The following is a 23,631-nucleotide window of genomic DNA, read 5'->3' as shown; positions in this document are numbered from 1 at the left end:
TACGTTTCAAGGTGTGAGCCAAGAGACTGATACACAAATGAAAACGGCCTGGACAGGGCCAGGCCGTTAACAATTGTAAAAGCGGTGTTCGAAGCGTGGGTTACTTCAGGACAGCCAGGGCCGCTTCGTAGTTTGGCTCATCGGCGATTTCGCCGACCAGTTCACTGTGCAGCACCTTGTCGTTCTCGTCCAGCACCACGACGGCGCGGGCGGTCAGGCCTTTGAGCGGGCCGTCAGCGATGGCAACGCCGTAGTTCTGGATGAACTCGGCACCGCGCAGGGTCGACAGGTTCTTCACATTGGTCAGACCTTCAGCGCCGCAGAAGCGAGCCTGGGCAAATGGCAGGTCAGCCGAGATGCACAGCACCACGGTGTTGGCGATGTCGTTGGCCTGGGCGTTGAACTTGCGTACCGAGGTGGCGCAGGTCGGGGTGTCGACGCTCGGGAAGATGTTCAGCACTTTGCGCTTGCCGGCGAAGTTCGACAGGGAAACGTCGGCCAGCCCTTCGCCTACCAGAGAAAAGGCGGGCGCCTGGGAACCGGCTTGCGGCAACTGGCCGTCGACTTGAACCGGGTTGCCTTTGAGGGTGACTTGAGCCATGAACGGAATCCTTCTGAACGTATTGAATGTTTTGTTGGACAGCATGCAAGAGGCCGAAGTTAACCACGAAATGCGCCGGCGACCTATGCCCGGACTGAAATTGTCATGTTTCGGCACACAAAACTGGATACAACTGCCCCCATTCATCTGTAGGAGCGAGCCTGCTCGCGATGTCCGACCGCCACCGTCGCAGTGACCGATCCGGCTCCATCGCGAGCAGGCTCGCGCCTACAGGGCTATGCGAGCAACCGCAGCATGTTGCGGTGCCGCGCCTCGAAGATCCGCCGCATGTAGCCGTTCACCAGCAGGCGTTCGCTGAAGGCGCCGCCGATGGCCGAGTAGGTCACCCGGTCGGTGTACAGCGTACCGCCCTCGCCCGGCGCCACCCGGTGTTCGTGGCGGAAGGCGCGCAACGGCCCCTTGAGCATTTCATCGACGAAATGGCTGTCCCCGGCCTCGCGGATGGTCACCGTCCAGTCCGACGGGATGAGGTTGAACATCCAGTGGCGAAAGCGAAACTGCCGCCCGGCCTCGATCCGCAGGTCGTTCAGGTCGATGTCGCCCAACGGCGCGATGCGTTCGGAAAAGATCTTCGGGAAATTGACGCCTTCCAGGCAGAAGTCCAGCACCTGCGACGGCGTACGGCCGGGAATCAGGGTGGTGAGTTCCAGAACGGGCATGGCGGAGGGTTCCTTGGGTGGGCCGGCATTTGTCAAAACGCAGGCGGGCATCTTTTATTTAGCGACGCTGTCGATTCCGGCCCCCGGCGTTCGACTAAGTGGCAAATATCCCACCCCCAGCGGAGATTCACACCATGCGATTCATGATCATCGTCAAAGCCAGCCAGGACTCCGAAGCCGGCGTCATGCCCAGCGAAGAGCTGCTCACCGCCATGGGCAACTACAACGAGGAGTTGGCCAAGGCCGGGATCCTGGTCTCGGCCGACGGCCTGCACCCCAGCAGCAAGGGTGCTCGGGTGCGTTTCTCCGGCGAGAAGCGCACGGTGATCGACGGCCCCTTCGCCGAAACCAAGGAACTGATCGCCGGCTACTGGATCTGGGAGGTGAAATCCCGGGACGAAGCCATCGAATGGGTCAAGCGCTGCCCCAACCCGATGCCGGGTACCGACGCCGAAATCGAGATCCGCCAGGTGTTCAGCGCCGAGGACTTCGGCACCGAGTTCACCCCCGAACTGCGCGAGCAGGAAGAGCGCATCCGCGAACAGGCGAAAAAGCACTGAACCCTTCAGGGCGGGGGCGCCGTCCCCTGCCCTTGCCCGACGTCTCCCCTCCCAAAGAATTAATCCCTGCGACTGGATAACCCCTCATTTGCTGCTAGCGTCAACAGACACTATCCACCGGCGTGAATGGAAAAGGTTCACATCGCTGCACCCAGGAATTCCGTGCCTTCCAGTACGCCACCAGGGAATCGGGAACTATGTCGAAGACATTGGAAATCTTCGCCTTGCTGTCGACGCCTTCGCCAGCGGCCGCTGCGTGCGGCCGGCCTGGGCTGGCCCTCAGGCTCGCCGGCTACGGCCTGATGCTCACGTTCGTCAGTTGCGGCGTCGGCGCCCGTGACTTCACCGCCGGTTCCCAGGCCGCTCCGCACGTCGCCACCGCTGAACGCACCGCTCCCTCCACGACCCTTCCACACCCCTGAGCGGAGCCGTCCATGGCCAAACCCTGCGTCGTGCGCCCGCTGCTGGCGCTGTGCATGTTCTGCCCGGCGATGGCCTGGTCGGTCGAGGGCGGCGTCGGCCGCCCCATCACCGGCCAGCAGGTGTTCTCCAACGCCGGGGTGGTGCCGCCCGCGCCCGGCTGGGTCATGTCGCTGACCAGCATCTGGTACGACGGCGACATCAAGGGCAGCCGCGGCGCGCCGATCTCCGGCGCGGTCAGTGCCGGGATCGACATGAAAGTCTCCTACACCCTGGCCAACCTCACCCACGTCTGGGACACCGGCCAGGGCCGCTGGAACTATGCCTCGGCCATCGGCGTGCCGGTGCAGTACACCGACGTCACCGCCAGCGTCACCGGCCCGCGCGGACGCACCCTCGGCACGGGCGATGCCGCCACCCAGTTCGCCGATGCGCTGGTGACGCCGATCGCCGCCGGCTATCACTTCGACGAACTCAACCACATCGCCTTTTCCCTGCCGGTCTACGTGCCCACCGGGGCCTACGACAAAGACCGGCTCGCCAACGCCGGGCAGAACACCTACACCTTCATGCCCACCGTGGCCTTCACCCACCTGGACGGCAAGGGCGGCGAGTTCACCGTCTCCAGCGGGCTGGAGTTCTACACCCGCAACGACTCCACCGACTACCGCAACGGCACCCTCTTCACCCTCGATGCGATGTGGACACGCGGCTTGGGCAACGGCTGGAACGCCGGGCTGGCAGCCGGTTACGTGCAGCAGATCAGCGACGACAAGGGCGACACCGCCGACACGCTCAACGGCTTTCGCGGGCGCTCCGTGGGCGCCGGCCCCGTGGTCGGCTGGAGCGGCAAGTTCGCCGACGCCCAGGCCAGCGTCAACGCCCGCTGGGTGCCGGAGTTTGACACCAAGAACCGTCCGGAGGGCAACGGCGTCGCGGTCAACCTGACGCTGGCGTTTTTCTAGTTCCGCCGGGCGGTGCCGGTTTTTGTACGATGTCCTGAGTTAAGGAAACGCCTCATGACTGCACTGACTGACCTCAACGCGCTGCAAGCGAATATGGCCGAAGCGGTGCTCGGCCAGGACCGGGTGATCCGCCAGATCCTGCTCGGCCTGCTCGCCAACGGTCATCTGCTGCTGGAAAGCCTGCCGGGGCTGGCCAAGACCCGCACGGTCAAGGCGCTGTCCCGGCACCTGGACGCGAAGATGAGCCGCATTCAGTTCACCCCGGATCTGTTGCCCTCGGACATCACCGGCGCCGAAGTGCTGCACCAGGTCGAGGGCCGTAACGAGATCCGCTTCCAGCCGGGGCCGCTGTTCGGCAACCTGATCCTCGCCGACGAGATCAACCGCGCCCCGGCCAAGGTGCAGGCCGCCCTGCTCGAAGCCATGGAGGAACGGCAGATCACCGTGGCCGGCAACAGCCATGCGCTGCCGGATCTGTTCATCGTGGTGGCCACCCAGAACCCCATCGAACAGGAAGGCACCTACCCGCTGCCGGAAGCGCAGATGGACCGGTTCCTGATGAAGGTGCTGCTGGACTACCCCAGCGCCGAGGACGAAAGCCAGGTGCTGCGCCTGCTGCGCGCCGAGGAGTCCGCCCAGGTCGCGAACGCCTCCCCGGCCAACGGTTTCAACCTGGCCCAGGAGGTGATCTTCGCCGCCCGCCGGGAAGTCAGCGCGGTGCACGTCTCCCCGGCGATCGACCGTTACCTGATCGACCTGATCAACGCCACCCGCCATCCCGCCGACTACGACGAAGACCTGGGCCGCTGGATCGCCATCGGCGCCAGCCCCCGGGGCGGCATCGGCCTGGACCGTTGCGCCCGGGCCGACGCCTGGCTGCAGGGCCAGGACTTCGTGTCGCCGGACAATGTGCGCGCCGTGCTGCACCCGGTGCTGCGCCACCGTCTGCAGTTGAGCTACGACGCGGTGGCCGACGGCGTCAGCGCCGATCAGGTGCTCGACCGGATCCTCGACCGCGTGGCGATTCCCGCCTGAGGTGACCTATGGACAGCAGCGACGGACGGGTCTACGTGTCGCTGGCGCAACTGATGGCGCTGGAGTTCCAGGCCCGTGGCCTGAGCTTTCCGGCCCGCCAGCCGCGCAGCAGCATCCTGTCCGGCAGCCATGCCTCGCGCCTGCGCGGGCGCGGCCTGAACTTCGACGAGTTGCGCCGCTACCAACCCGGCGACGACCTGCGCCACCTGGACTGGCGCGCCTCCTTGCGCACCGGCAGACCGGTGGTGCGCACCTTCACCGAGGAGCGCGACCGGCCGGCGCTGATCGTGGTCGATCAGCGCATGTCGATGTTCTTCGGCTCCCGCCGCAGCTTCAAGTCCGCCCTCGCCGCCGAACTCGGCGCGCTGGCGGCGTGGATGGTGTTTCACGCCGGCGACCGGGTCGGCGGGCTGGTGTTCAACGACCGCTCAATCGAAACCGTCGCACCGTTGCGCAGCCGCCAGCGGGTGCAAGCGCTGTGCAGCCGCATGGTCGAGCAGAACAACGCCCTCAATGCCGGCAATCCGGACGCCGAGGACGAGGATCAGTTGGACAAGGCTTTGCTGCGCTGCCTGGCGCTGGCCGGCCACGACCATTTGATCTGCATCGTCAGCGACTTCGCCGGGGCCGGCGACCGCACCCTGCAACAGCTGCGGAGATTGGCGACGCACAACGACGTGATCGCCTTGCAGGTCTACGACCCGATGGCCCTGAAGCTGCCGGATCGGGGCCGGTTGCGGGTGACCCAAGGCCGCTTGCAGGTGGAGCTGGCCGTCGGGCAACGCCACGTTCACCAGCCGCTGGAGGATTTCTTCAGCGGCCGGCTCAAGGATGTCGCCGACCTGCTGCGGCGCAGCCAGGTGCCGCTGATGATGTTCAGCACCGCCGAAGAGGCGTCTGTGCAGTTGCGCAGCGAACTCGGCAAATCCGCCGGCCCGCGGCCATGAATCCGAACGTGCCGGACATCGCCCAGCTCAAGGAGCTGGGCCTGCCCGCGCCGGTCAGCTATGCGCCGCAGACCTGGGGCTGGTGGACGTTGTTGGCGCTGCTGCTGGCGGCTACGGCCCTGATCGGCTTTCGCCGTTACCGGCAGTGGCAGCGCAACCGCTACCGTCGCGAAGCGCTGCTGCGCCTGGCGCAACTGCGCAGCCGCAGCGACGACCTGCGCGCCTTGCGCGAACTGCCGGAGCTGCTCAAGCGCGTCGCCCTCTCCATGCCCGTTCCCGCCCGCAAAACCCACCTTGCGGGAGCGGGCTTGCCCGGGAAGAGGACGGTACATTCGGCATCGGTGTTGTCTGAGCGGACGCCTTCGCGGGCAAGCCCGCTCCCACAGGGGCCTGCGGCGCTGGGCGACCGTGAATGGCAGCGTTTTCTGGAGCAGCATTGCGCCAGTCCGCTCCCCCCGGACTTCAGCCACCGCCTCGGCCAGCTCGCCTACGCCCCGGACACGGTGCTGCAAGCCCTCCCCGAGGCGCAGCGGCAAACGCTGTTCGACCTCTGCCAGACCTGGGTGGAGCGTCATCATGTGGCAGCTTGACTACCCTTGGCTATTGCTGGCGCTGCCGCTGCCGTGGCTGGCCTACCGCTGGCTGCCGCCCTACCGCGAAGCCCGCAGCGCGGTGCGCGTGCCCTTCTTCGGCGCCCTGAGCCGCGCCGTGGGCCAGAGGCCCGACACCGCCGGCAGCCGCCGCAACCGCGCACAACTGGCCCTCAATGTCGTGGTGTGGGGGTTGCTCCTGCTCGCCGCCGCCCGCCCGGTCTACGTGGAAAACCCCCTCGAACGCCGTCAGCCGGTGCGCGACCTGATGCTGGCCATCGACCTCTCGCAGTCGATGGAAACCGAAGACTTCACCGATCCCGAAGACCGCAAGACCAATCGCCTGGCGGCGGTCAAAGACGTGGTGCGCGGCTTCATCGACAAGCGCAAGGACGATCGCCTGGGCCTGATCGTGTTCGGCAGCGGCGCCTACCCCCAGGCCCCGCTGACCCTCGACCACGGCAGCCTGTCGCTGCTGCTGGACGACACCGGCATCGGCATGGCCGGCCCCAACACCGCCATCGGCGACGCCATCGGCCTGAGCCTGAAACTGCTGGAGCAGGCCCACGAACAGGAGAAAGTGCTGATCCTGCTCACCGACGGCAACGACACCAGCAGCGCCATCACCCCGGACCATGCCGCCGAGATGGCGGCGGACAAAGGTGTAGTGATCCATACCATCGGCATCGGCGATCCGGACGCGTCCGGGGAAGCCAAGGTCAATCTGCGCAGCCTGGAACAGATCGCCAAGACCACCGGCGGCCGGTTCTTCCGCGCCGAGGACCGCGCAGCCCTGGATGAGGTCTACGACACCCTGGACCGCCTCACCCCGCATCAGGTGAAGACCCTCAGCCACCGGCCGAAACGGGCGCTGTTCCAGTGGCCGCTGGGTGCGGCGCTCGCGCTGCTGGCGGTGTATCACCTCGGTGCGGCGCTGCGGCCACGGTTGGCGCTGCTGCACCAGCGGCAGGAGGCTTGAGATGGAATTGAGCCTGGGCGACTTCCATTTCCTGCGGCCCTGGTGGCTGGCGCTGGCGGCGGCCGGGGCGCTGTCGCCGTGGCTCTGGCGACGCGGCCGGGATCTGCAGCGGCGCCTGCGCGGCGACATCGCCGAACACCTGCTGACGCATCTGCTGGTGACCCCGAGCGACCGCCAACGCTGGCGGCCGGTGCACCTGCTGTGCGCCCTGTCGGTGCTCGGCGGTGTGGCGGCGGCCGGCCCGACGTGGGAACAGGACCGGCCCGACTTTCTGGAGAACCGCGCGCCGCTGATCGTGGCGGTGGACCTGTCCCCGTCGATGGACGCCAGCGACGTACCGCCCACCCGCCTGGAGGCGACCAAGCACAAGCTGCACGACCTGATCCAGCGCCGCACCGGGGCCCGTACCGCCCTGATCGCCTATGCCGGCAGCGCCCATCTGGTGTTGCCGCCCACGGACGATCCGGCCTTGCTCGACACGTTTATCCAGGCCCTGGGCACCGGCCTGATCGACAAACCGGGCAAAGACGTCCTCGCGGTGATCGGCCAGGCCAAACGCCTGCTCGACGCCGAGAAATCTCCCGGCAGCCTCTTGCTCATCACCGACGGCGCCGACCGCGCGCAGTTCGACAGCCTCGGCAAAGCGCTGCAGGGCAGCGACCTGCAAGTGCTGGTGCTGGCGGTCGGCAACGAGGACGGCGGAATCATCCGCAACACCGACGGCCAGCCCCGTGCCGATGCCGCCGGGCGCCCGGCGCTGGGCCGGTTCGAGCAGGCGGCGCTCGAACAGTTGGCCTCGGCGGTCGACGGGCCGCTGGGCAGCCTGAGGCCGGACGATGACGACCTGGACTGGATCGAACTGCACGCCCGCCAGCATTTTCGCAGCGCCAGCGCCGAACAGCGCGACCTACGCTGGAAGGACGCCGGCTACTGGCTGTGCTGGCCGTTGCTGCTGCTTGCGCTGGTCAATGTGCGCAAGGGCTGGAGCGTGAACTGGATGCCCGCCGTGCTGCTGACGGCCGCGGTCGGCTGGCCCTCGGCTCCGGCGCAGGCCAACGGCTTGACCGATGCCTTCTTCACCCGCGACCAGCAGGGACGCTGGGCCTTCGAGCACCAGCACTATCCGCAGGCCGCCGCGCTGTTCACCGATCCGTACTGGAAAGGCATCGCCGCCTACCACGCAGCCGACTACGATCTGGCCCTGGCGACCTTCGCGCGGCTGGACACGCCTGAAGCGTATTTCTACCTGGGCAACATCCATGTACACCGCTTCAAGTTCGACCAGGCGATCGCCGCCTACACCCAGGCCCTGAGACGGCAACCCCAGTTCCCCGAAGCCAGCGCCAACCTGGCCCTGGCCATCGCCTTGCAGAAGGACACAGAAAGCGCCGACCAGAACACGCCGCAGACTCCACCCGACGAGGTGAAGTTCGACAAGACCCCGGGCAAGGGCCAGAGCAAACCGTTCGCCACGCAACAGGCGACGTCCGATGCGCTGTGGCTGCAGAACCTCACCACCTCCCCGGCAAAGTTCCTCAGGCAGAAGTTCAGCCTGCAGGATCAAGCGCAGGCCCGGCCATGAACCTTGCCATGAACCCTGTGGGAGCCAGCCTGCTGGCGATGGCGCCCGTGAAGACACCACCGGCGTCCGACCTTCGCAATGCGCCCACCTGTGGGAGCGGGCTGGCCCGCGATGAGGCCCACCCATCCACCGCCAGGTTCTGCACCCTGCTCGCGCTCGCGCTGTTCTGCCTCAATGCCCTCGCCGACCCGCAACTCAAAATCCGGGCCCGCCTCCTGCCCGCCGACGGTGCCTTGGTCGGCGGGCAGGTGGCGCTGCAACTGGACGTGCTCACCGACACCTGGTTCACCGGCGCCCCGACCCTGCCCGAGCTCAAGCTCGACGGCGCCCGGGTGCTGCCGCCGGACGGCCAGGCCGACCACCTGAACCAGACCCTCGACGGCCAGGCGTTCACCGGCATGCGGTTCACCTACCTGATCACCCCGACCGCCGCAGGCGGCTTCGACATCCCGGCCTTGACCGTGCGCGCCACACCCGGCCAGGCCACGGCCGAACTGAGCGGCCAAAGCCAGCCGCTGCATTTCGAAGCGGCAACCCCGCCGGGCTTCCTTCCGGGGGAAACGCCGCTGGTGGCCTCGGCCCTGCGCCTGAGCCAATCCGTCGACAAACCAGACACCCCGCTCAAGATCGGCGACAGCCTCACCCGGCGGTTGACCCTGCAGGCCGACGACACCCTGGCCATGACCCTGCCGCCGCCTGAACTGGGCGAAGTCGCCGGGCTGAGCCGGTACCCGCAGCCCCCACAGGTCAGCGACCTCGACGACGGCCGCGGCCATCGGCTGGGCGGGCAACGGATCGATGCCGTCAGCTACCGCATCGACACGGCCGGCACGCACACCCTGCCCGCCGTAGTGGTGAAGTGGTGGGACAGCGGCACCCGGCAGATGCGCACGGCGCAGGTTCCGGCGGTGACTTTCGAGGCCGGCGCCAACAGCGCCTATCGACCCGTGTTCTCCATCGCCGAGGATCTGCGGCGGCTGGGCGAAGGTCGTTTGTCTGTCTCCACACGCTGGCTCGGCTGGCTGGCGGCGCTCGGTGCGTTGATCGGCCTGGGCGCGCTCGCCCGCCCTGCGCTGCTGCGCGCTTACCGTGGCTGGCAGGCTCGCCGGCAGGCACGGCAACTCGCCTGGCGGCAATCGGCCGACTGCGCCTGGCAACAGATCAGACCGCAGCTCGAACACCGGCCGGCGCAGTTGAGCGCGCTGTACCTGTGGCTGCGCCGCTGCCGTGGCGGACTGAAACTGGCCAGCGCCAGCCCCGGCCTGCAAGCGGTGCTGCGCGGCTGCTACGGCCGCGAACCTGCCGTAGATCCGGCGCTGGACCGACTGCGCCGATCCTTGGCTACCCTGCATAGTCAGGCTGACCGACAGGGGGCCGGATCGGCGCCGGCCCTGCGCCCGCTCAACCCCGTTCACGAGAAGGATTTCCCATGAATGCCCCGGTGCTGCACCGCCAGCGATTCGGCCTGGCCCTGATCTTCGCTCTGCTGCTCCCGTTGTCGGCACCCGCCAGCGAACCCTTGCCCTCGTGGAACGAAGGGCCGGCCAAGCGCAGCATCATCGAGTTCGTGCAAGCGGTGACGGACCGGTCCAGCAAGGACTTCGTCAAACCCGCCGAACGCATCGCCGTGTTCGACAACGACGGCACGCTGTGGAGCGAGCAGCCGGCGTATTTCGAGCTGCTGTTCGCCTTCGACGAGGTCAAGCGCACCGCCGCGCAGCACCCGCAATGGAAGACCACCCAACCGTTCAAGGCCGTGCTGGAGAACGACCACCAGGCGCTGGCCGCAGCGGGCATGGACGGCCTGCTGAAGATCTTCGCCGCCACCCACACCGGCATGACCGCCGAGGCCTTCGACGACAACGCCAGAACCTGGCTGAGCCAGGCCCGCCACCCCAGGACCGGCAAGCCCTACACCGAGATGATCTTCCAGCCGATGCTGGAGATGCTCGACTACCTGCGCAGCCAGGACTTCAAGACCTACATCGTGTCCGGCGGCGAAACCGCCTTCATGCGCGCCTTCGCCGAAACGGTGTACGGCGTCCCGCCGGAGCAGGTCATCGGCACTACGTTCGTGACCGCGTTCGAATACAAGGACGGCCGGGCCTCGATCCTGCGCACGCCCAAGCTTGCGCACAACGACGACGGGCCGGGCAAGCCGGTGAGCATCGACGCCGTCATCGGCCGCCGGCCCATCCTCGCGTTCGGCAACTCCGACGGCGACCTGCAGATGCTGCAGTGGACCGCCGCCAGCCCCGGCAAGCGCCTCATGGGCCTGGTGCACCACACCGACGCCAAGCGCGAATGGGCCTACGACCGGAAGTCCGACATCGGCCGGCTGGACAAGGCCCTCGACGAAGCGAATTCCCGTGGCTGGATCGTGGTGGACATGGCCGCCGACTGGCGCCGGATCTACCCGTTCGATCCGCCCGTGCCCGAGCAAACGCAGTGAGCCACGCAAGACCGCAACAAACGCTTGTCGCACCACCCACCCCCGCGCAAAAGGAGCAAGTCACATGACTCGCATACGCAAGTGGATACCGAGGCTCGCCCTGGTGGCGACATCGGTGATGGCGCTGTCGGCAACCGCCGCAGCGGCGGACAAACCCAACATCCTGGTGATCTTCGGCGACGACATCGGCCAGACCAACATCAGTGCCTACTCGATGGGCGTGGTCGGCTACAAGACGCCGAACATCGACCGCATCGCCAAGGAAGGCATGCTGTTCACCGACTACTACGCGGAGAACAGCTGCACCGCCGGCCGCTCGACCTTCATCACCGGCCAGTCGGCCCTGCGCACCGGCCTGTCCAAGGTCGGCATGCCGGGCGTGCCGGTCGGCCTGCAGGCCAGGGACGTGACCATCGCCCAGGCCCTCAAGGCCCACGGCTACGCCACCGGCCAGTTCGGCAAGAACCACCTGGGCGACAAGGACGAGTACCTGCCCACCAACCACGGCTTCGACGAGTTCTTCGGCAACCTCTATCACCTCAACGCCGAGGAGGAGCCTGAGCGCCCCTACTGGCCGAAGGATGACGCCGATTTCGTCAAGGCCGCGTCCCCCCGTGGCGTGATCCACAGCTTCGCCGACGGCAAGATCGAAGACACCGGCGCGCTGAACAAGAAACGCATGGAAACCATCGACGACGAAACCACCGCCGCCGCCCAGGCGTTCATCGAGAAGCAGGCCAAGGCGGACAAGCCGTTCTTCGTCTGGATGAACACCACCCGCATGCACGCGTTCACCCATGTGCGCGAGTCCATGCAGGGGCAAAGCGGCATGCCCGGCAACGAGTACGCCGACGGCATGCTCGAACATGACGGCGACGTGGGCAAGCTGCTCAAGACCCTGGACGACCTGAAGATCGCCGATAACACGATCGTGGTCTACACCACCGACAACGGGCCCAACCAATGGTCGTGGCCGGACGCGGCGACCACCCCGTTCCGCAACGAGAAGAACTCCAACTGGGAAGGCGCCTACCGGGTGCCGGCGATGATCCGCTGGCCGGGCAAGGTCAAGGCCGGCGAAGTGTCGACGCAGATGGTCTCCGGCCTGGACTGGTTCCCCACCCTGCTGGCCGCCGTCGGCGACACCGACATCAAGGAACGCTTGCTTAAAGGCGCCGACGTCGGCGGGAAGAACTTCAAGGTGCACCTGGACGGTTTCAACCAGCTCGACTACCTGACCGGCAAGACCGACAAGAGCGCCCGCACCGAGTTCTACTACTTCAACGACGACGGCGAACTGGTGAGCATGCGCTACGACAACTGGAAGATCGTGTTCTGCGAACAGCGCGCCCCCGGCGGGTTCAAGGTCTGGAGCGAACCGTTCACCTGCCTGCGCGTGCCGAAGATCTTCAACCTGCGCATGGATCCGTACGAACGCGCCGACGTCGTGTCGGACCAGTACTACGACTGGCTGGCGAAGAACGACTACCTGCTGTTCGACGCCATCCGCCGTTCCGCCGCGTTCCTGCAGACCTTCGTCGAGTACCCGCCGAGCCAACGCCCGGCGAGCTTCAGCATCGACCAGATTCGTGAGGAGGTGGACAAGAAAATCGCCGAGAAAATGAAGGCCGCCAAGTAACAACGCCGGACTGCCGCCCGCCCGTTGCGGCGGGCGGCCCCCATTCATGGGAGACCGCGTCGGCGCCCTTCGCCAGCAGGCTGGCTCCCACAGAGGTTTCGGGTGAATGCAGCCTCTGTGTTCACCGCAGAACCCTGTGGGAGCGGGCTTGCCCGCGATGAGGCCCGCGCAGTCACCGAGACTTCCAAACCCGATCAAGGCCCGCGCATGCCCACACGCACCGCCAGCAAGACCCCGACCCTCGCCGTCGCCCGCGCCCCCGCGCTGTCGATCCCGGCCTTGCTGCTGTGCCTCTCCGGCGCCGCCGCCCTGGTGTACCAGGTGCTGTGGATCAAGCAGCTGTCCCTGGTGGTCGGCATCGAGGTCTTCGCCATCACCCTCGGCATCAGCGCCTTCTTCGCCGGCCTGGCGCTGGGCGGATGGGCCTTCGGACGCTGGGCGGACCGCCTGCCCGCCCCCGTGCCGCTGTACGCCGGGCTCGAAGTGCTGGTGGCCGTGACCGGCGTCGCCGCCACCTTCGCGCTTAGCCTGAGCGCCCCGGCCTTCGCCTGGCTGCAGCAGCACATTGGCCTGGCGGCCTGGCTGTTGCCGTTCGCCCTGGTCGGCCTGCCGGCGGTGCTGATGGGCGGCACCCTGCCGGTGCTGGTGCGGGCGCTGGCGGCGGATCCGGGCAAGGCCGGTGGCCAGTTGTATGCGGCCAACACCCTGGGCGCGATTGTCGGCACCCTGCTCGCCGCGTTCGTGCTGATCGCCGCCCTCGGTGTGCGCGGCAGCGCGTGGGCGGCGGCGATGCTCAACCTGCTGGCCGCCGCCGGCGCACTCGGATGGCAACGCCGCTGCCCGGTGCCGGACGAAGCGCCGGCCAAATCCCATGCAAGCAAGGTCGTCCCGGATCGCACCGCCCTGTGGCTGTATGGCGTCGCCGGCGGCGTGGCGCTGGGGTATGAGGTGGTCTGGTCGCAGTCGATCGTGCCGTTCATGAGCACCCGCACCTATGCCTTCGCCGTGGTCCTGGCCACCTACCTGAGCGGCCTGTTCCTGGGCAGCGCTCTGCTCGCCCGCCGGGTGGAGCGCATCCGCGATCCGTGGGGCGCATTCGGTCTGCTAATCACCGGCGCCGGGCTGCTGGCGCTACTGGAGTTCGCCGTGCTGGGCCGCTGGCTGGTGATCGCGCAAGGCCAGGCCGAAGTCTGGCTGCTGACCCTGGGCGCCAGCGAACTGGCCGGCATGAGCGCACGCTTTGCGGTGGCCGCGGTGAGCATCGTGCTCGTGCCGACCCTGTTGCTGGGGGCGGCGTTTCCATTGGCGCTGCGCCTGAGCGTCGGCCCCGGCCACGTCGGCCGGGACGTCGGCGCGGTGGTGGCGTTCAACACACTGGGCGGGATCGTCGGGGCGATGCTCTGCGGTTTTGCGCTGATCCCGTGGCTGGGGCTGATCCGCACGCTGGGGCTGCTGGCCGTGGTGGCGGCCGCTGTGGGCTGGCTGGCGGTGCGCAAGGGGCACCACGTCAAGAAAGGCCGGCGCCAGGCCGTGGCCGCACTGGGGCTGGTGTCCGTCGCGCTGGCCCTGCTGATCCCCGCCGACAGGCTCGCGGCGCTGCTGCCCGGTGCGCGCAACGGCACGCTGGCGTTCTATGAGGAAGGCCGGGGCGGCACGGTGGCCGTGGTCACCCAGGGCCAAGGCCAGAACGCGTTCCGGCGCCTGTACATTCAAGGCGTGTCCAACACCGGCGATGCCATGCCGTCGCTGCGCTATATGCGGATCCAGGCGTTGCTGCCGTTGCTGATCCACAACGGCGAACCGCGCTCGGCGCTGGTGATCGGCTTCGGCACGGGCATCACCGCCGGCGCGCTGCTGCGCTATCCGGGGCTTGAGCACCGGGTCGTCGCGGAACTGCTGCCGTCGGTGCTCAAGGCGGCGCCGTTGTTCAAGGGCAACTTCAATGCCGCCGCCGATCCCGGCGTCGAAGTGCGCCTGCGCGACGGCCGCCAGGAACTGCTGCGCAGCCCGCAGACCTATGACCTGGTCACCCTCGAACCGCCGCCGCCCTCCGCCGCCGGAGTGGTGAACCTGTATTCCCGGGACTTCTACCGACTGGCCGCCAGTCGCCTCGAACGCAAAGGCCTGGTCGCCCAATGGCTGCCGTTGCCGACCCAGAACATCGACGACACCCGTTCCCTGGTGCGCAGCTTCCTCGACGTGTTTCCCCACGCCACGCTATGGACCAGCGAGTTCCATGAAATGCTCTTGGTGGGTTCCCTCGAACCGATCGCCCTGGACGCGGCGACCATCACCCGGCGCCTCGAACAGGACAGCGTGCGCAGCGCGTTGCAGGAGGTGGGCATCGGCTCGGCGCCGGCGTTGCTGGCGACCTGGGTCACCGACCGCGCCGGGCTCGAACGCTTTGCCGCCGACGCGCCGGCGGTGACCGATGACCGCCCCCGGATCGAATACGCACCCTGGGTGCGCGCCAAGGAGATCAGCCGGGTGCTGCCGGCGCTGCTGGATCTGCACGTCGAGCCGCCGCTGGTGAACGCCGACGCCGGATTCGACACCCGCCTGCAAGCGCACCGCCAGCGCCTGATGCAGTTCTACCGGGCGAGCCTGCACGCCTACGACGGCGACCGCGAGGCGTGGGGCCGGGATATCCGAGAGGTCATGCAGGGCGATGGCGGGAACCCTTACTTCCGCTGGTTCACCGGGCAGTGAGGCCGCGCGTGCGGCGTCGGCAGGCTGGCTCCTGCGATCTTCCGGGAGCCAGACCGAGCGTCAGGCCACAGCGCGGCGCAACGAGCCGCCGCGCATGAAGGCCCGTTCCGTCATTTGGCCTTGAGCTTGAGGTAGGACTGGTGCATGTCCGCCGCCCAGCCGTCGATCACGGCTTTCACGTCGTCGGCCTTCATCACCTGGGCGTCGTTCTCCAGCGGCTTGCCGGTGCCTTTGCGCACCACCTGGGCGACCACCTTGTTGTTGCCGCCGTCGAGGAACACCGCCTCGGTGGCCAGGGTGGTTTCCTGGTCGCGGATGCCGCTGGCGGTGCTGACCGCAGCGGCCACCAGGGCGATCGGGATCACTTCATAGGGCTTGAGGCCTTCGGTCTTGCTGCTCACGGCGGTGATCGCCGCCCGCACCACGATCACGCCAGGGCCCGGGCCGTTGGCCAGCGGCAACGACTTGCCGATCTCACGCTTGAGCGCCTGATCGTAATAGCCGGTGATGCCGTTGAGGGTCTGCTGCGGAATCTTCGCCGTCGGCTGCGGCTTGGGGTACAGCTGGGTCGGTTCGACGTAGACGCTGCTGAACTTGTTGATGTCCAGCTTCGGATCGACCCAGCGCATCACCGTGGCGCCGGAAGGCGACTTGGCCTCCTTCAGCTGGCTGTAGTCCTTGAGGAAGCCGGAGTACTGATCCGGCTCGACGACTTTGCTGGAACACCCCGTCACGGCAAGCGCAGCGACGCACACGGTGCTCATCATCAATGCAAGCTTCATGTCTGTAACTCCTGTCAGAAGGCCGGAAATATTGCTTGAGGGGAGTTACAGGTATAGCTAAAACCGCACGGTTTGCTCTTGCATGCGGCAACATTCGCTCGGGTTCGGCTCCGGCATTTGACAGAAGCCCGGCCTGCGACAAAGCTCCATCAAGCTTGAACGCGCGCCAGACGGCCCCTGCACACGGATCACGGAAGCCGCAATGCCCAAGCCCAAAGACAAAGCCGCGCCGCAGCAGCCTGATGCCTCACCGAACCTGATTTCATATCGTCTGTTTCCTGCCGCCATCGGCCTGCTGCTGATGACCGTGGCGGCCATCGGTTGGTATCTGTTCACCCCCGCCCCGTCGCCGGGTCGGCCTGTGCCCGTCGCCTCGACCGTCAAACCGGCACCCGCCGGACCGGCCACGTTCGTGGACGAGCGCCAGTGCCAGGGTTGCCACAGCGCCGAGGCCAAGGACTGGCAAGGCTCCCACCATCAATTGGCAATGCAGTCGGCGACCGCCGAGACGGTGCTGGGCGACTTCAACGACGCCGGTTTCCGGGGCGAGCACGAGACCACCCGCTTCCTGCGCAAGGGCGATGCCTTCTGGGTCAATACGCCGGGGGCCGACGGCAAGAACGCCGATTTCAAGGTCGCCTACACCTTCGGCATCGCGCCGCTGCAGCAGTACCTGATCGACGTCGGCGACGGCCGCCTGCAGGCCCTCGGCGTGGCCTGGGATACCGAGCAGCGGCGCTGGTTCCACCTCTATCCGGGCCAGGGCGTGGACTTCAAGAACCCGCTGCACTGGAGCAAACCAGCGCAGAACGCCAACTTCATGTGCGTCGAATGCCACACCACCGGCTACAGGCGCAACTTCGATGCCGCGTCCGACACCTTCGCCAGCCAATGGAACAGCCTGGGCGTCGGTTGCCAGGCCTGCCACGGCCCGGCGTCGAACCACCTGCAATGGACGGCGCAGAAAGGCGACCTGATCCACGCCGGCTTCGCCGTGGACCTGAAGAACCGCGACGCCACCGTCGAGATCGAGACCTGCGCCCGTTGCCACGCCCGCCGCGCACCGCTGGGCGACGGCTACACCGTGGGCAAACGGTTGATGGACGATTATCTGCCCAGCGTGCTCACCCGCGAGCTCTATGCCCTGGACGGCAAGATCAAGGACGAGGTGTTCGAGCACGGCTCGTTCGCCCAGAGCAAAATGTTCGACAAGGGCGTGCGCTGCAGCGACTGCCACAACCCTCACAGCGGCGCACTCAAGGCCCCCGGCAACGGCGTGTGCCTGCAATGCCACAACCCGGCGGGCACGACGCCGGTTCAAGGCGTGGACGGCAAGGGGCTGCAGGCCAAGCGCTACGACGCCGTCGAACACACCCGCCACGCCATGGGCCAGCCCGGTTCGCAATGCGTGGATTGCCACATGCCGGGCAAGTTCTACATGGGCAACGACTTTCGCCATGACCACAGCTTCAGCCTGCCGAACCCCGAGCGGGCCGCCCGCCTCGGCACACCGGATGCCTGCCTGAACTGTCACCAGGGCAAGGACGGCGACAAGGTCACGGCACAGTTCAGGCAGTGGAACGCCTCAAACGGCCCGCAGGCGCCGCGCTACGACGAGAGCCTGCACCAGGTCCGCAACGGCTTGCCGGGCGCCGCCCAGGCGTTGCAGGCACAGTTGCAGCGCAGCAACCTGCCGGCGATCCAACGCGCGACCCTCCTGGCGGAACTGCCGCTGTACCCGAGCGAACAGGCTTTGAAACTGGCGACGCAGGACCTCAAGCACCCCGCCCCTCAAGTGCGCGAAAGCGCCGTGCGGGCGGTCAGCGCATTCGTGCCGCCGGCGGAGCGCGCACCGCTGCTGACAGCGCTTTTGGCCGACCCGGTGAAGGCCGTGCGCATCGCCACCGCCAGGGAACTGCTCGGCAGCGCGCGCGGCGGCCTGGGCACCGCGCAGGCCCGGTGGGACGCGGCGATCGGCGAATACGAAGACGTACAGAAGCACCTCGCCGAACGGGCCGAAGCCAATCTCAACCTGGCCCTGCTGTACCAGGCCAGCGGCCGCAGCGCGGAGGTCGAAGGATTGCTGCGCGCGGCGCTCAAGCGCGATCCGGACTTCCATCCGGCGCAAGTGACGCTGGTGCAGTGGCTGGAGGCCAACGGCCGACGGCAGGAGGCACAAACGCAGCTCGCCGCCAGCCTCAAGGCGCATCCCGACAGCGCCTTGCTGCAGCACGCCCAAGGGCTGGCGCTGATCCGCGCCGGCAAGCCCGGCGAGGCGATGCCGGCGCTGCGCGAAGCCGCCAGGCTGGAGCCGCAGAACGCCCAGTACGGTTATGTGCTGGGCGTGGCGCTGCATGAGAGCGGCAAGGTGGACGAGGCGTGCGCACAGCTGGAACAGGTGCTCAAGGCGCAGCCGGCGAACCGCAATGCGCGGCTGTCGCTGATCCAGTATTACCTCGACAGCGGACAGGAGCCCAAGGCCCAGGCCGTCATGCAGGGCTGGAAGCAGCTGAACCCCGGTGACCCGGCCCTGAAATGATTGCGGGCAAGCCCTGCATTAGCCGCTGGCTCCCTGAACCTGTGGGAGCCAGCCTGCTGGCGATGGCGCCGGTGAGGACGCTGCGGGGCAGAACCAAGGCCTGCACAACCACGGCAGGCCCCGGCCCCGATCACCAGGACGACGTCGCCCCGCTCCGCAACGCCATCTCCCGCCGGCTGTGGGCCTTCATCGCCTTGATCAGCGACACCGACCCCACCAGCAGGATCGCCGCGCCGAACAGGAAGTCGATGTTGTACAGCTCGAAATCTTTCACCGGCCCCACCAGCACCGTGCGCACCACGGCGATGCCCACCAGCGTGGCGAGGAAGTCGATCCCCGGCTCGTCGCGGTAGAACACGTGCATCAGCGGCAGGCACAGGATCAGCAGGAGCAACAGCACCACCACCTTGAACGCACCCTTGCGCTCGACGCTGAAGGCGCATTCGTGGGGGCCGTAGGCCTTGTAGTCTTCGTCGCGGATCATCGAGTTCTTCTCGTTGATGTACTCGACGCGGTTGTACTTCTGGATCGGCGTGAAGGTGTTGGACATCTCCATCTGCGTGGTGATGTTCTTGAAGCGCAGGTCGATGCGCTCGTTGCCCTTGAGGTAATACAGCACCGGCTTGTAGCCGTAGCGGTAAGTGTCGAAGGGAAACGCGGCGACCTGGCCCTGAACCCCGATGGGGCGCGGCTCAAGCTCGGCGAAGGCGCTCTTGTCGGTCGCCGACAGGTTGCGGCTCAGGGGCTGCACCTTCACCTGTTCGAGGAAGATCGGCGTCACGCCGTAGGACCACTGCAGCGGCTCCAGACGCAGGCGCAGTTCGTTGCGGCCCAGGTCGTAGCGGTTGAAGGTGCGTTCGGACACCACCACCGAACCGCTGAGCATGAACTCGCCGCGCAGGTTGTTGGTGATGCGCAGGGTCAACTGGTCCTTGCCCAGCAACGCCGCTTCGCCGGACGGCGGCGTGCCGCACCAGGCCCGGCTGTCGCCGGCGCCGCCCAGTTGGCCGTCGCGGTTTTCGTTGAACACATAAAAGTAACTGGCCCACAGCGTCAGCATCAAAAGCAACGCAGTGAGGCCGAGGATTTTTTTGCCCGCAGCCACAAACAGACTCCCTTCTTCGTTCCGTCGTCCAGCCGAAAACCCGCTGGCGCCAAGGACTCTACCAAAAGGCCATCACCGACCCAAGGAAAAATCCCCGATTGAAGGCGGTTCTAGGGGTTTCCCCTGTGCAGGGGTTGCTGTGGCTACCGCCGGCGGAACAGCGGCCGCGGTTCGATCACCGAGCGGCCGTACTGCACGCTCATCCCGGCCAGGCCCTTGAGCGCGTCTTCGGCGCACTTGTCCTCGCGCACGGCGAAGCTGTCGAAGCCGCACTGGCGCATGTGGCTGAGCTGGTCGCGCAGCACGTCGCCGATGGCCCGCAGTTCACCGGCCCAGCCGAAGCGGCTGCGCAGCAGGTAGGCCTGGCTGTAGGCGCGGCCGTCGCGAAAGCTCGGGAAGTCGAGGGCGATCAGCGGCAGCGAGGCCAGCCACGGGACGAGGCTTTCGACCTCGTCGTCCGGGCCCAGCCACACCGCGTGGGTGGAAGGCGACTCCAGCCAGTGGGCCAGCGGCAGAATCAGCAGCCCCGCCGGCCGCGTGCCTGCCGGCTCACGCACGAGCGTCCACGGGTCGTCCGCCACGATCCGCGCCCCGCCCTCTTCCAGCCGCAGCAGATTGTTCATGCCGTCGCCTCCAGCGCCTTGGGGTAGACCCGTTCCTTGAACGGCTCCAGGCCGATCCTCGCCAGCGTATCGATGAACAGTTCCTCGCTTTCGCGGTAGCGCACGAAGGTGGCGATGATCCGCTCGATCACCTGCGGCACTTCGGCGGCGCTGAACGCAGGCCCAATGACCTTGCCCAACGTGCTGTGCTTGCCCTGGGCGCCGCCGAGGGTGATCTGGTACCACTCGCTGCCGTTCTTGTCGACGCCCAGGATCCCGATGTTGCCGATGTGGTGGTGGCCGCAGGCGTTCATGCAGCCGGAGATGTTCAGGCTGATGTCGCCCAGGTCGTGCAGGTAGTCGAGGTCCTCGAAGCGCGCCTGGATCGCCTGGGCCACCGGGATCGACTTGGCGTTGGCCAGCGCGCAGAAGTCGCCGCCGGGGCAGGCGATGATGTCGGTGAGCAAGCCGACGTTGGCGCTGCCCAGCCCTCGCTCCTGCGCTTCGAGCCACAGGGCGTGAAGCTCGGATTTGGGCACGTCCGGCAAGACGACGTTCTGCTCGTGGGCGATGCGGATCTCGCCGAAGCCGAAGCGCTCGGACCAGTCGGCCACCGCGAGCATCTGCTGGCCGGTGACGTCACCCGGCGCGGCAGCCGCGCCCGGTTTGGTCGACAGCACCACGCTGACGTAGCCCGGCACCTTGTGCGGCTGCACGTTGCGCGCGACCCAACGGGCGAACGCAGGGCTCTCGGCCAGGTGCGTGCCGAAGTCCAGGTCGGTGCCGGCAAGCGACCGGTAGGCCGGCGGCACGAAGGCACTGGCGACCCTCTGGTACTCGGCGTCGGTCAGTTGCGCCGGGCCGTCCTTGAGGTGCTGCCATTCGGCTTCAACCTCTTTGGCGAATGCCTCGATGCCCAGCGCCTTGACCAGGATCTTGATCCGCGCCTTGTACTTGTTGTCGCGCCGGCCGTGGCGGTTGTAGACCCGCAGCACCGCCTCGACGTAGGACAGCAGGTGCTGCCACGGCAAGCCGTCGCGGATCTGCAGGCCCAGGATCGGCGTGCGCCCCAACCCGCCGCCGACGATCACCCGCAGCAGCATCTGGCCGTCCCGGCCGGGGTAAAGGTACAGGCCGATGTCGTGCATCATGATCGCCGCGCGGTCCTGCCTGGCCGAGCAGATGGCGATCTTGAACTTGCGCGGCAGGAACAGGAACTCCGGGTTGATCGTCGACCACTGCCGCAGGATCTCGGCCAGCGGACGCGGGTCGATCAGTTCGTCCGCTGCCACCCCGGCGAAGGCTTCGGTGGTGATGTTGCGCACGCAGTTGCCGGAGGTCTGGATCGCATGCATGTTCACCTGCGCCAGGCGTTCGAGGATGTCCGGCACCTCCTCCAGCCTGATCCAGTTGAACTGCATGTTCTGCCGGGTGGTGAAGTGGCCGTAGCCCCGGTCGTAGTCGCTGGCGATGCCGGCCAGGGTGCGCATCTGCCCGGCGCTCAGGGTGCCGTAGGGGATCGCCACCCGCAGCATGTACGCGTGCTTTTGCATATACAGGCCGTTCTGCAGGCGCAGCGGCAGGAACTCCTCTTCGCTCAACTCGCCGGCCAGGAACCGGGCGACCTGGTCACGGAACTGCGCCACGCGCTCGAACACCAGCGCCCGGTCGTAATCGTCGTACTGATACATCGGCTACCTCATCAGGGTTTTCTGTGGGAGCGGGTTGGGTCGCGAATGCGGTGTGTCAGTTAACACACCGCATTCGCGACCCAACCCGCTCCCACAGTTATTGCTTTTGCTGAACTATGCCGATGCGGCGCAGGCCGTTACAGATTCACCTGAAACCATAAAAACCGTATCAGAGCGCGGCAGATGGCCGCAGGCAGCCATTAAATCTGATCCGCACAAATGAAAGATTCCTGAGCCTGTTTTGTTTTCGGCAGGGTTCCTACAGTGCAGCCCATGCCGGGCCGGGTGGTTCGGCAAGCCTTTGCAACCGTGGATGAATCGACCATGAGCACAGCAGCAACCGGACAGGCCTACAACTACAAGGTCGTCCGCCAATTTGTCATCGCAACCGTTTTCTGGGGTGTGGTCGGCATGGCGATGGGGGTATGGATCGCCTCGCAACTGGTTTGGCCCGACATGAACCTCGACCTGCCGTGGACCACCTTCGGCCGCCTGCGGCCCCTGCACACGAGCCTGGTGATCTTCGGCTTCGCCGGCAGCGCCCAGTTCGCCGCCAGCTACTACGCGGTGCAGCGCACCTGCCAGGTGCGGCTGTATTCGGATCGGCTCGCGGCGTTCACCTTCTGGGGCTGGCAGGCGGTGATCGTGATCATGTTCATCACCCTGCCGATGGGCTACACCACCACCAAGGAATACGCCGAGATCGAATTCTCCGGCGCGGTCTGGATGGCGGTGGTCTGGGTGGCCTACGGCGTGGTGTTCTTCACCACCGTGGTGCGGCGCAAGACCAAGCACATCTACGTCGGCAACTGGTTCTTCGGCGCGTTCATCCTGGTGATCGCGATGCTGCACGTGGTCAACCACCTGTCGATCCCGGTGGACTGGTTCAAGTCCTACCCGGTGTACTCCGGCGCCACCGACGCCATGGTGCAGTGGTGGTACGGCCACAACGCGGTGGGCTTCTTCCTGACCACCGGGTTCCTGGGGATGATGTACTACTTCGTGCCCAAGCAAGTGAACCGGCCGGTGTATTCGTACCGGTTGTCGATCGTGCACTTCTGGGCGCTGATCACCCTGTACATCTGGGCAGGTCCCCACCACCTGCACTACACCGCCCTGCCCGACTGGGCGCAGTCGCTGGGCATGGCGATGTCGCTGATCCTGCTGGCGCCGAGCTGGGGCGGCATGATCAACGGCATGATGACGCTGTCCGGCGCCTGGCATCAGTTGCGCACCGACCCGATCCTGCGGTTCCTGGTGCTGTCGCTGGCGTTCTACGGCATGTCCACCTTCGAAGGCCCGATGATGGCGATCAAGACCGTCAACGCCCTCTCCCACTACACCGACTGGACCATCGGCCACGTGCACGCCGGGGCGCTGGGCTGGGTGGCGATGATCACTTTCGGCGCCACCTACCACATGGTGCCCAAAGTGTTCGGCCGCGAACGCATGCACAGCACGCCGCTGATCAACCTGCACTTCTGGCTGGCGACCATCGGCACCGTGCTCTACATCGCCTCGATGTGGGTCAACGGCATCACCCAGGGCCTGATGTGGCGCGCGATCAACGAAGACGGCACGCTGACGTACTCCTTCGTCGAAGCGCTGCAGGCCAGCCATCCGGGCTTCATCGTGCGCTTCGCCGGCGGGGTGTTCTTCCTCAGCGGCATGCTGCTGATGGCCTACAACGTGTGGCGCACCGTGCGGGTGGCGGACGTGGCGTTGGCCCATCGCGACGCGCAGATCGCCTAGG

20 protein-coding genes are annotated in these 23,631 nt (G+C 66.9%); 14 read left to right on the top strand and 6 right to left on the bottom strand.

Features of this window, described 5'->3' with window-relative positions:
• Positions 1 to 100 precede the first annotated feature (100 nt).
• Positions 101 to 601: a thiol peroxidase gene (tpx, locus tag CAG41_RS20935; RefSeq protein ID WP_085707432.1), complete on the bottom strand. Its 501-nt coding sequence runs from the start codon at positions 599 to 601 to the stop codon at positions 101 to 103.
• 236 nt (positions 602 to 837) lie between these two features.
• A complete protein-coding gene (locus tag CAG41_RS20930; protein ID WP_085656497.1) occupies positions 838 to 1,281 on the bottom strand; it encodes a polyketide cyclase in 444 nt (147 codons plus the stop codon).
• A 134-nt stretch (positions 1,282 to 1,415) separates the two neighbouring features.
• Between CAG41_RS20930 and CAG41_RS20925 the strand changes: the two genes are divergently transcribed.
• From CAG41_RS20925 to CAG41_RS20870, 12 genes are all read left to right on the top strand, one after another.
• Positions 1,416 to 1,841: a YciI family protein gene (locus CAG41_RS20925; protein ID WP_085707431.1), complete on the top strand. Its 426-nt coding sequence runs from the start codon at positions 1,416 to 1,418 to the stop codon at positions 1,839 to 1,841.
• A gap of 197 nt (positions 1,842 to 2,038) precedes the next feature.
• Complete coding sequence (locus tag CAG41_RS20920; RefSeq protein ID WP_085707430.1) at positions 2,039 to 2,263, top strand: hypothetical protein; 225 nt, start codon at positions 2,039 to 2,041, stop codon at positions 2,261 to 2,263.
• A gap of 12 nt (positions 2,264 to 2,275) precedes the next feature.
• Positions 2,276 to 3,226, top strand: coding sequence for a transporter (locus tag CAG41_RS20915; protein WP_085707429.1), 951 nt, complete (start codon positions 2,276 to 2,278; stop codon positions 3,224 to 3,226).
• A gap of 54 nt (positions 3,227 to 3,280) precedes the next feature.
• Positions 3,281 to 4,261 (top strand): MoxR family ATPase, encoded by a 981-nt coding sequence (locus tag CAG41_RS20910; RefSeq protein WP_085632749.1) that lies wholly within the window; start codon positions 3,281 to 3,283, stop codon positions 4,259 to 4,261.
• 8 nt (positions 4,262 to 4,269) lie between these two features.
• The gene (locus CAG41_RS20905) at positions 4,270 to 5,208 is read left to right on the top strand and encodes a DUF58 domain-containing protein (RefSeq protein ID WP_085707428.1); all 939 of its coding nucleotides are present in this window, start codon (positions 4,270 to 4,272) and stop codon (positions 5,206 to 5,208) included.
• Positions 5,205 to 5,798 (top strand): DUF4381 domain-containing protein, encoded by a 594-nt coding sequence (locus CAG41_RS20900; RefSeq protein ID WP_085707427.1) that lies wholly within the window; start codon positions 5,205 to 5,207, stop codon positions 5,796 to 5,798. The genes CAG41_RS20905 and CAG41_RS20900 overlap by 4 nt, the downstream gene beginning before the upstream one ends.
• Positions 5,785 to 6,777, top strand: a complete 993-nt coding sequence (locus CAG41_RS20895; RefSeq protein ID WP_085707426.1) for a VWA domain-containing protein — start codon at positions 5,785 to 5,787, stop codon at positions 6,775 to 6,777. The genes CAG41_RS20900 and CAG41_RS20895 overlap by 14 nt, the downstream gene beginning before the upstream one ends.
• A 1-nt stretch (position 6,778) precedes the next feature.
• Entirely contained in the window at positions 6,779 to 8,359 is a 1,581-nt protein-coding gene (locus CAG41_RS20890; RefSeq protein WP_085707425.1) for a VWA domain-containing protein, read from the top strand.
• Between the two features lie 8 nt (positions 8,360 to 8,367).
• Positions 8,368 to 9,792 carry a BatD family protein gene (locus tag CAG41_RS20885; RefSeq protein ID WP_085707424.1) on the top strand — a complete coding sequence of 475 codons (1,425 nt, stop codon included), beginning with the start codon at positions 8,368 to 8,370 and terminating at the stop codon, positions 9,790 to 9,792.
• A complete protein-coding gene (locus CAG41_RS20880) occupies positions 9,789 to 10,811 on the top strand; it encodes an HAD family phosphatase (RefSeq protein WP_085640053.1) in 1,023 nt (340 codons plus the stop codon). Before CAG41_RS20885 ends, CAG41_RS20880 begins: the two co-directional genes overlap by 4 nt.
• Before the next feature lie 64 nt (positions 10,812 to 10,875).
• Entirely contained in the window at positions 10,876 to 12,450 is a 1,575-nt protein-coding gene (locus tag CAG41_RS20875) for an arylsulfatase (RefSeq protein WP_085632761.1), read from the top strand.
• 207 nt (positions 12,451 to 12,657) lie between these two features.
• Positions 12,658 to 15,159 (top strand): fused MFS/spermidine synthase, encoded by a 2,502-nt coding sequence (locus tag CAG41_RS20870; RefSeq protein ID WP_085707423.1) that lies wholly within the window; start codon positions 12,658 to 12,660, stop codon positions 15,157 to 15,159.
• 110 nt (positions 15,160 to 15,269) lie between these two features.
• On the opposite strand, the gene CAG41_RS20865 is transcribed toward CAG41_RS20870, so the two are convergent.
• Positions 15,270 to 15,941: a DUF3313 domain-containing protein gene (locus CAG41_RS20865; RefSeq protein ID WP_085632765.1), complete on the bottom strand. Its 672-nt coding sequence runs from the start codon at positions 15,939 to 15,941 to the stop codon at positions 15,270 to 15,272.
• Positions 15,942 to 16,143: 202 nt separating this feature from the next.
• Here CAG41_RS20865 and CAG41_RS20860 point away from each other — a divergent pair, with 202 nt between their 5' ends.
• Positions 16,144 to 18,480, top strand: coding sequence for a tetratricopeptide repeat protein (locus CAG41_RS20860; RefSeq protein ID WP_085707422.1), 2,337 nt, complete (start codon positions 16,144 to 16,146; stop codon positions 18,478 to 18,480).
• A 130-nt stretch (positions 18,481 to 18,610) separates the two neighbouring features.
• Here the strand turns inward: CAG41_RS20860 and CAG41_RS20855 are convergent, their stop codons facing one another.
• The 3 genes from CAG41_RS20855 to CAG41_RS20845 form a co-directional block, all read right to left on the bottom strand.
• Entirely contained in the window at positions 18,611 to 19,585 is a 975-nt protein-coding gene (locus CAG41_RS20855) for a hypothetical protein (protein ID WP_085582458.1), read from the bottom strand.
• Positions 19,586 to 19,728: 143 nt separating this feature from the next.
• Entirely contained in the window at positions 19,729 to 20,208 is a 480-nt protein-coding gene (locus CAG41_RS20850) for a DUF934 domain-containing protein (RefSeq protein WP_085582456.1), read from the bottom strand.
• Positions 20,205 to 21,878, bottom strand: a complete 1,674-nt coding sequence (locus CAG41_RS20845) for a nitrite/sulfite reductase (RefSeq protein ID WP_085632771.1) — start codon at positions 21,876 to 21,878, stop codon at positions 20,205 to 20,207. Before CAG41_RS20845 ends, CAG41_RS20850 begins: the two co-directional genes overlap by 4 nt.
• 324 nt (positions 21,879 to 22,202) lie before the next feature.
• Here CAG41_RS20845 and ccoN point away from each other — a divergent pair, with 324 nt between their 5' ends.
• Complete coding sequence (gene ccoN, locus CAG41_RS20835) at positions 22,203 to 23,630, top strand: cytochrome-c oxidase, cbb3-type subunit I (RefSeq protein ID WP_085707421.1); 1,428 nt, start codon at positions 22,203 to 22,205, stop codon at positions 23,628 to 23,630.
• Position 23,631 lies beyond the last annotated feature (1 nt).

Origin of the sequence: Pseudomonas sp. B35(2017), assembly GCF_002113645.1 — a bacterium.
In the GTDB taxonomy this organism is placed as follows: Bacteria; Pseudomonadota; Gammaproteobacteria; order Pseudomonadales; family Pseudomonadaceae; genus Aquipseudomonas; species Aquipseudomonas ekonensis.
The sequence above is the reverse complement of the archived record's forward strand: the minus strand, read 5'-3'. Positions and strand labels throughout refer to the sequence as shown.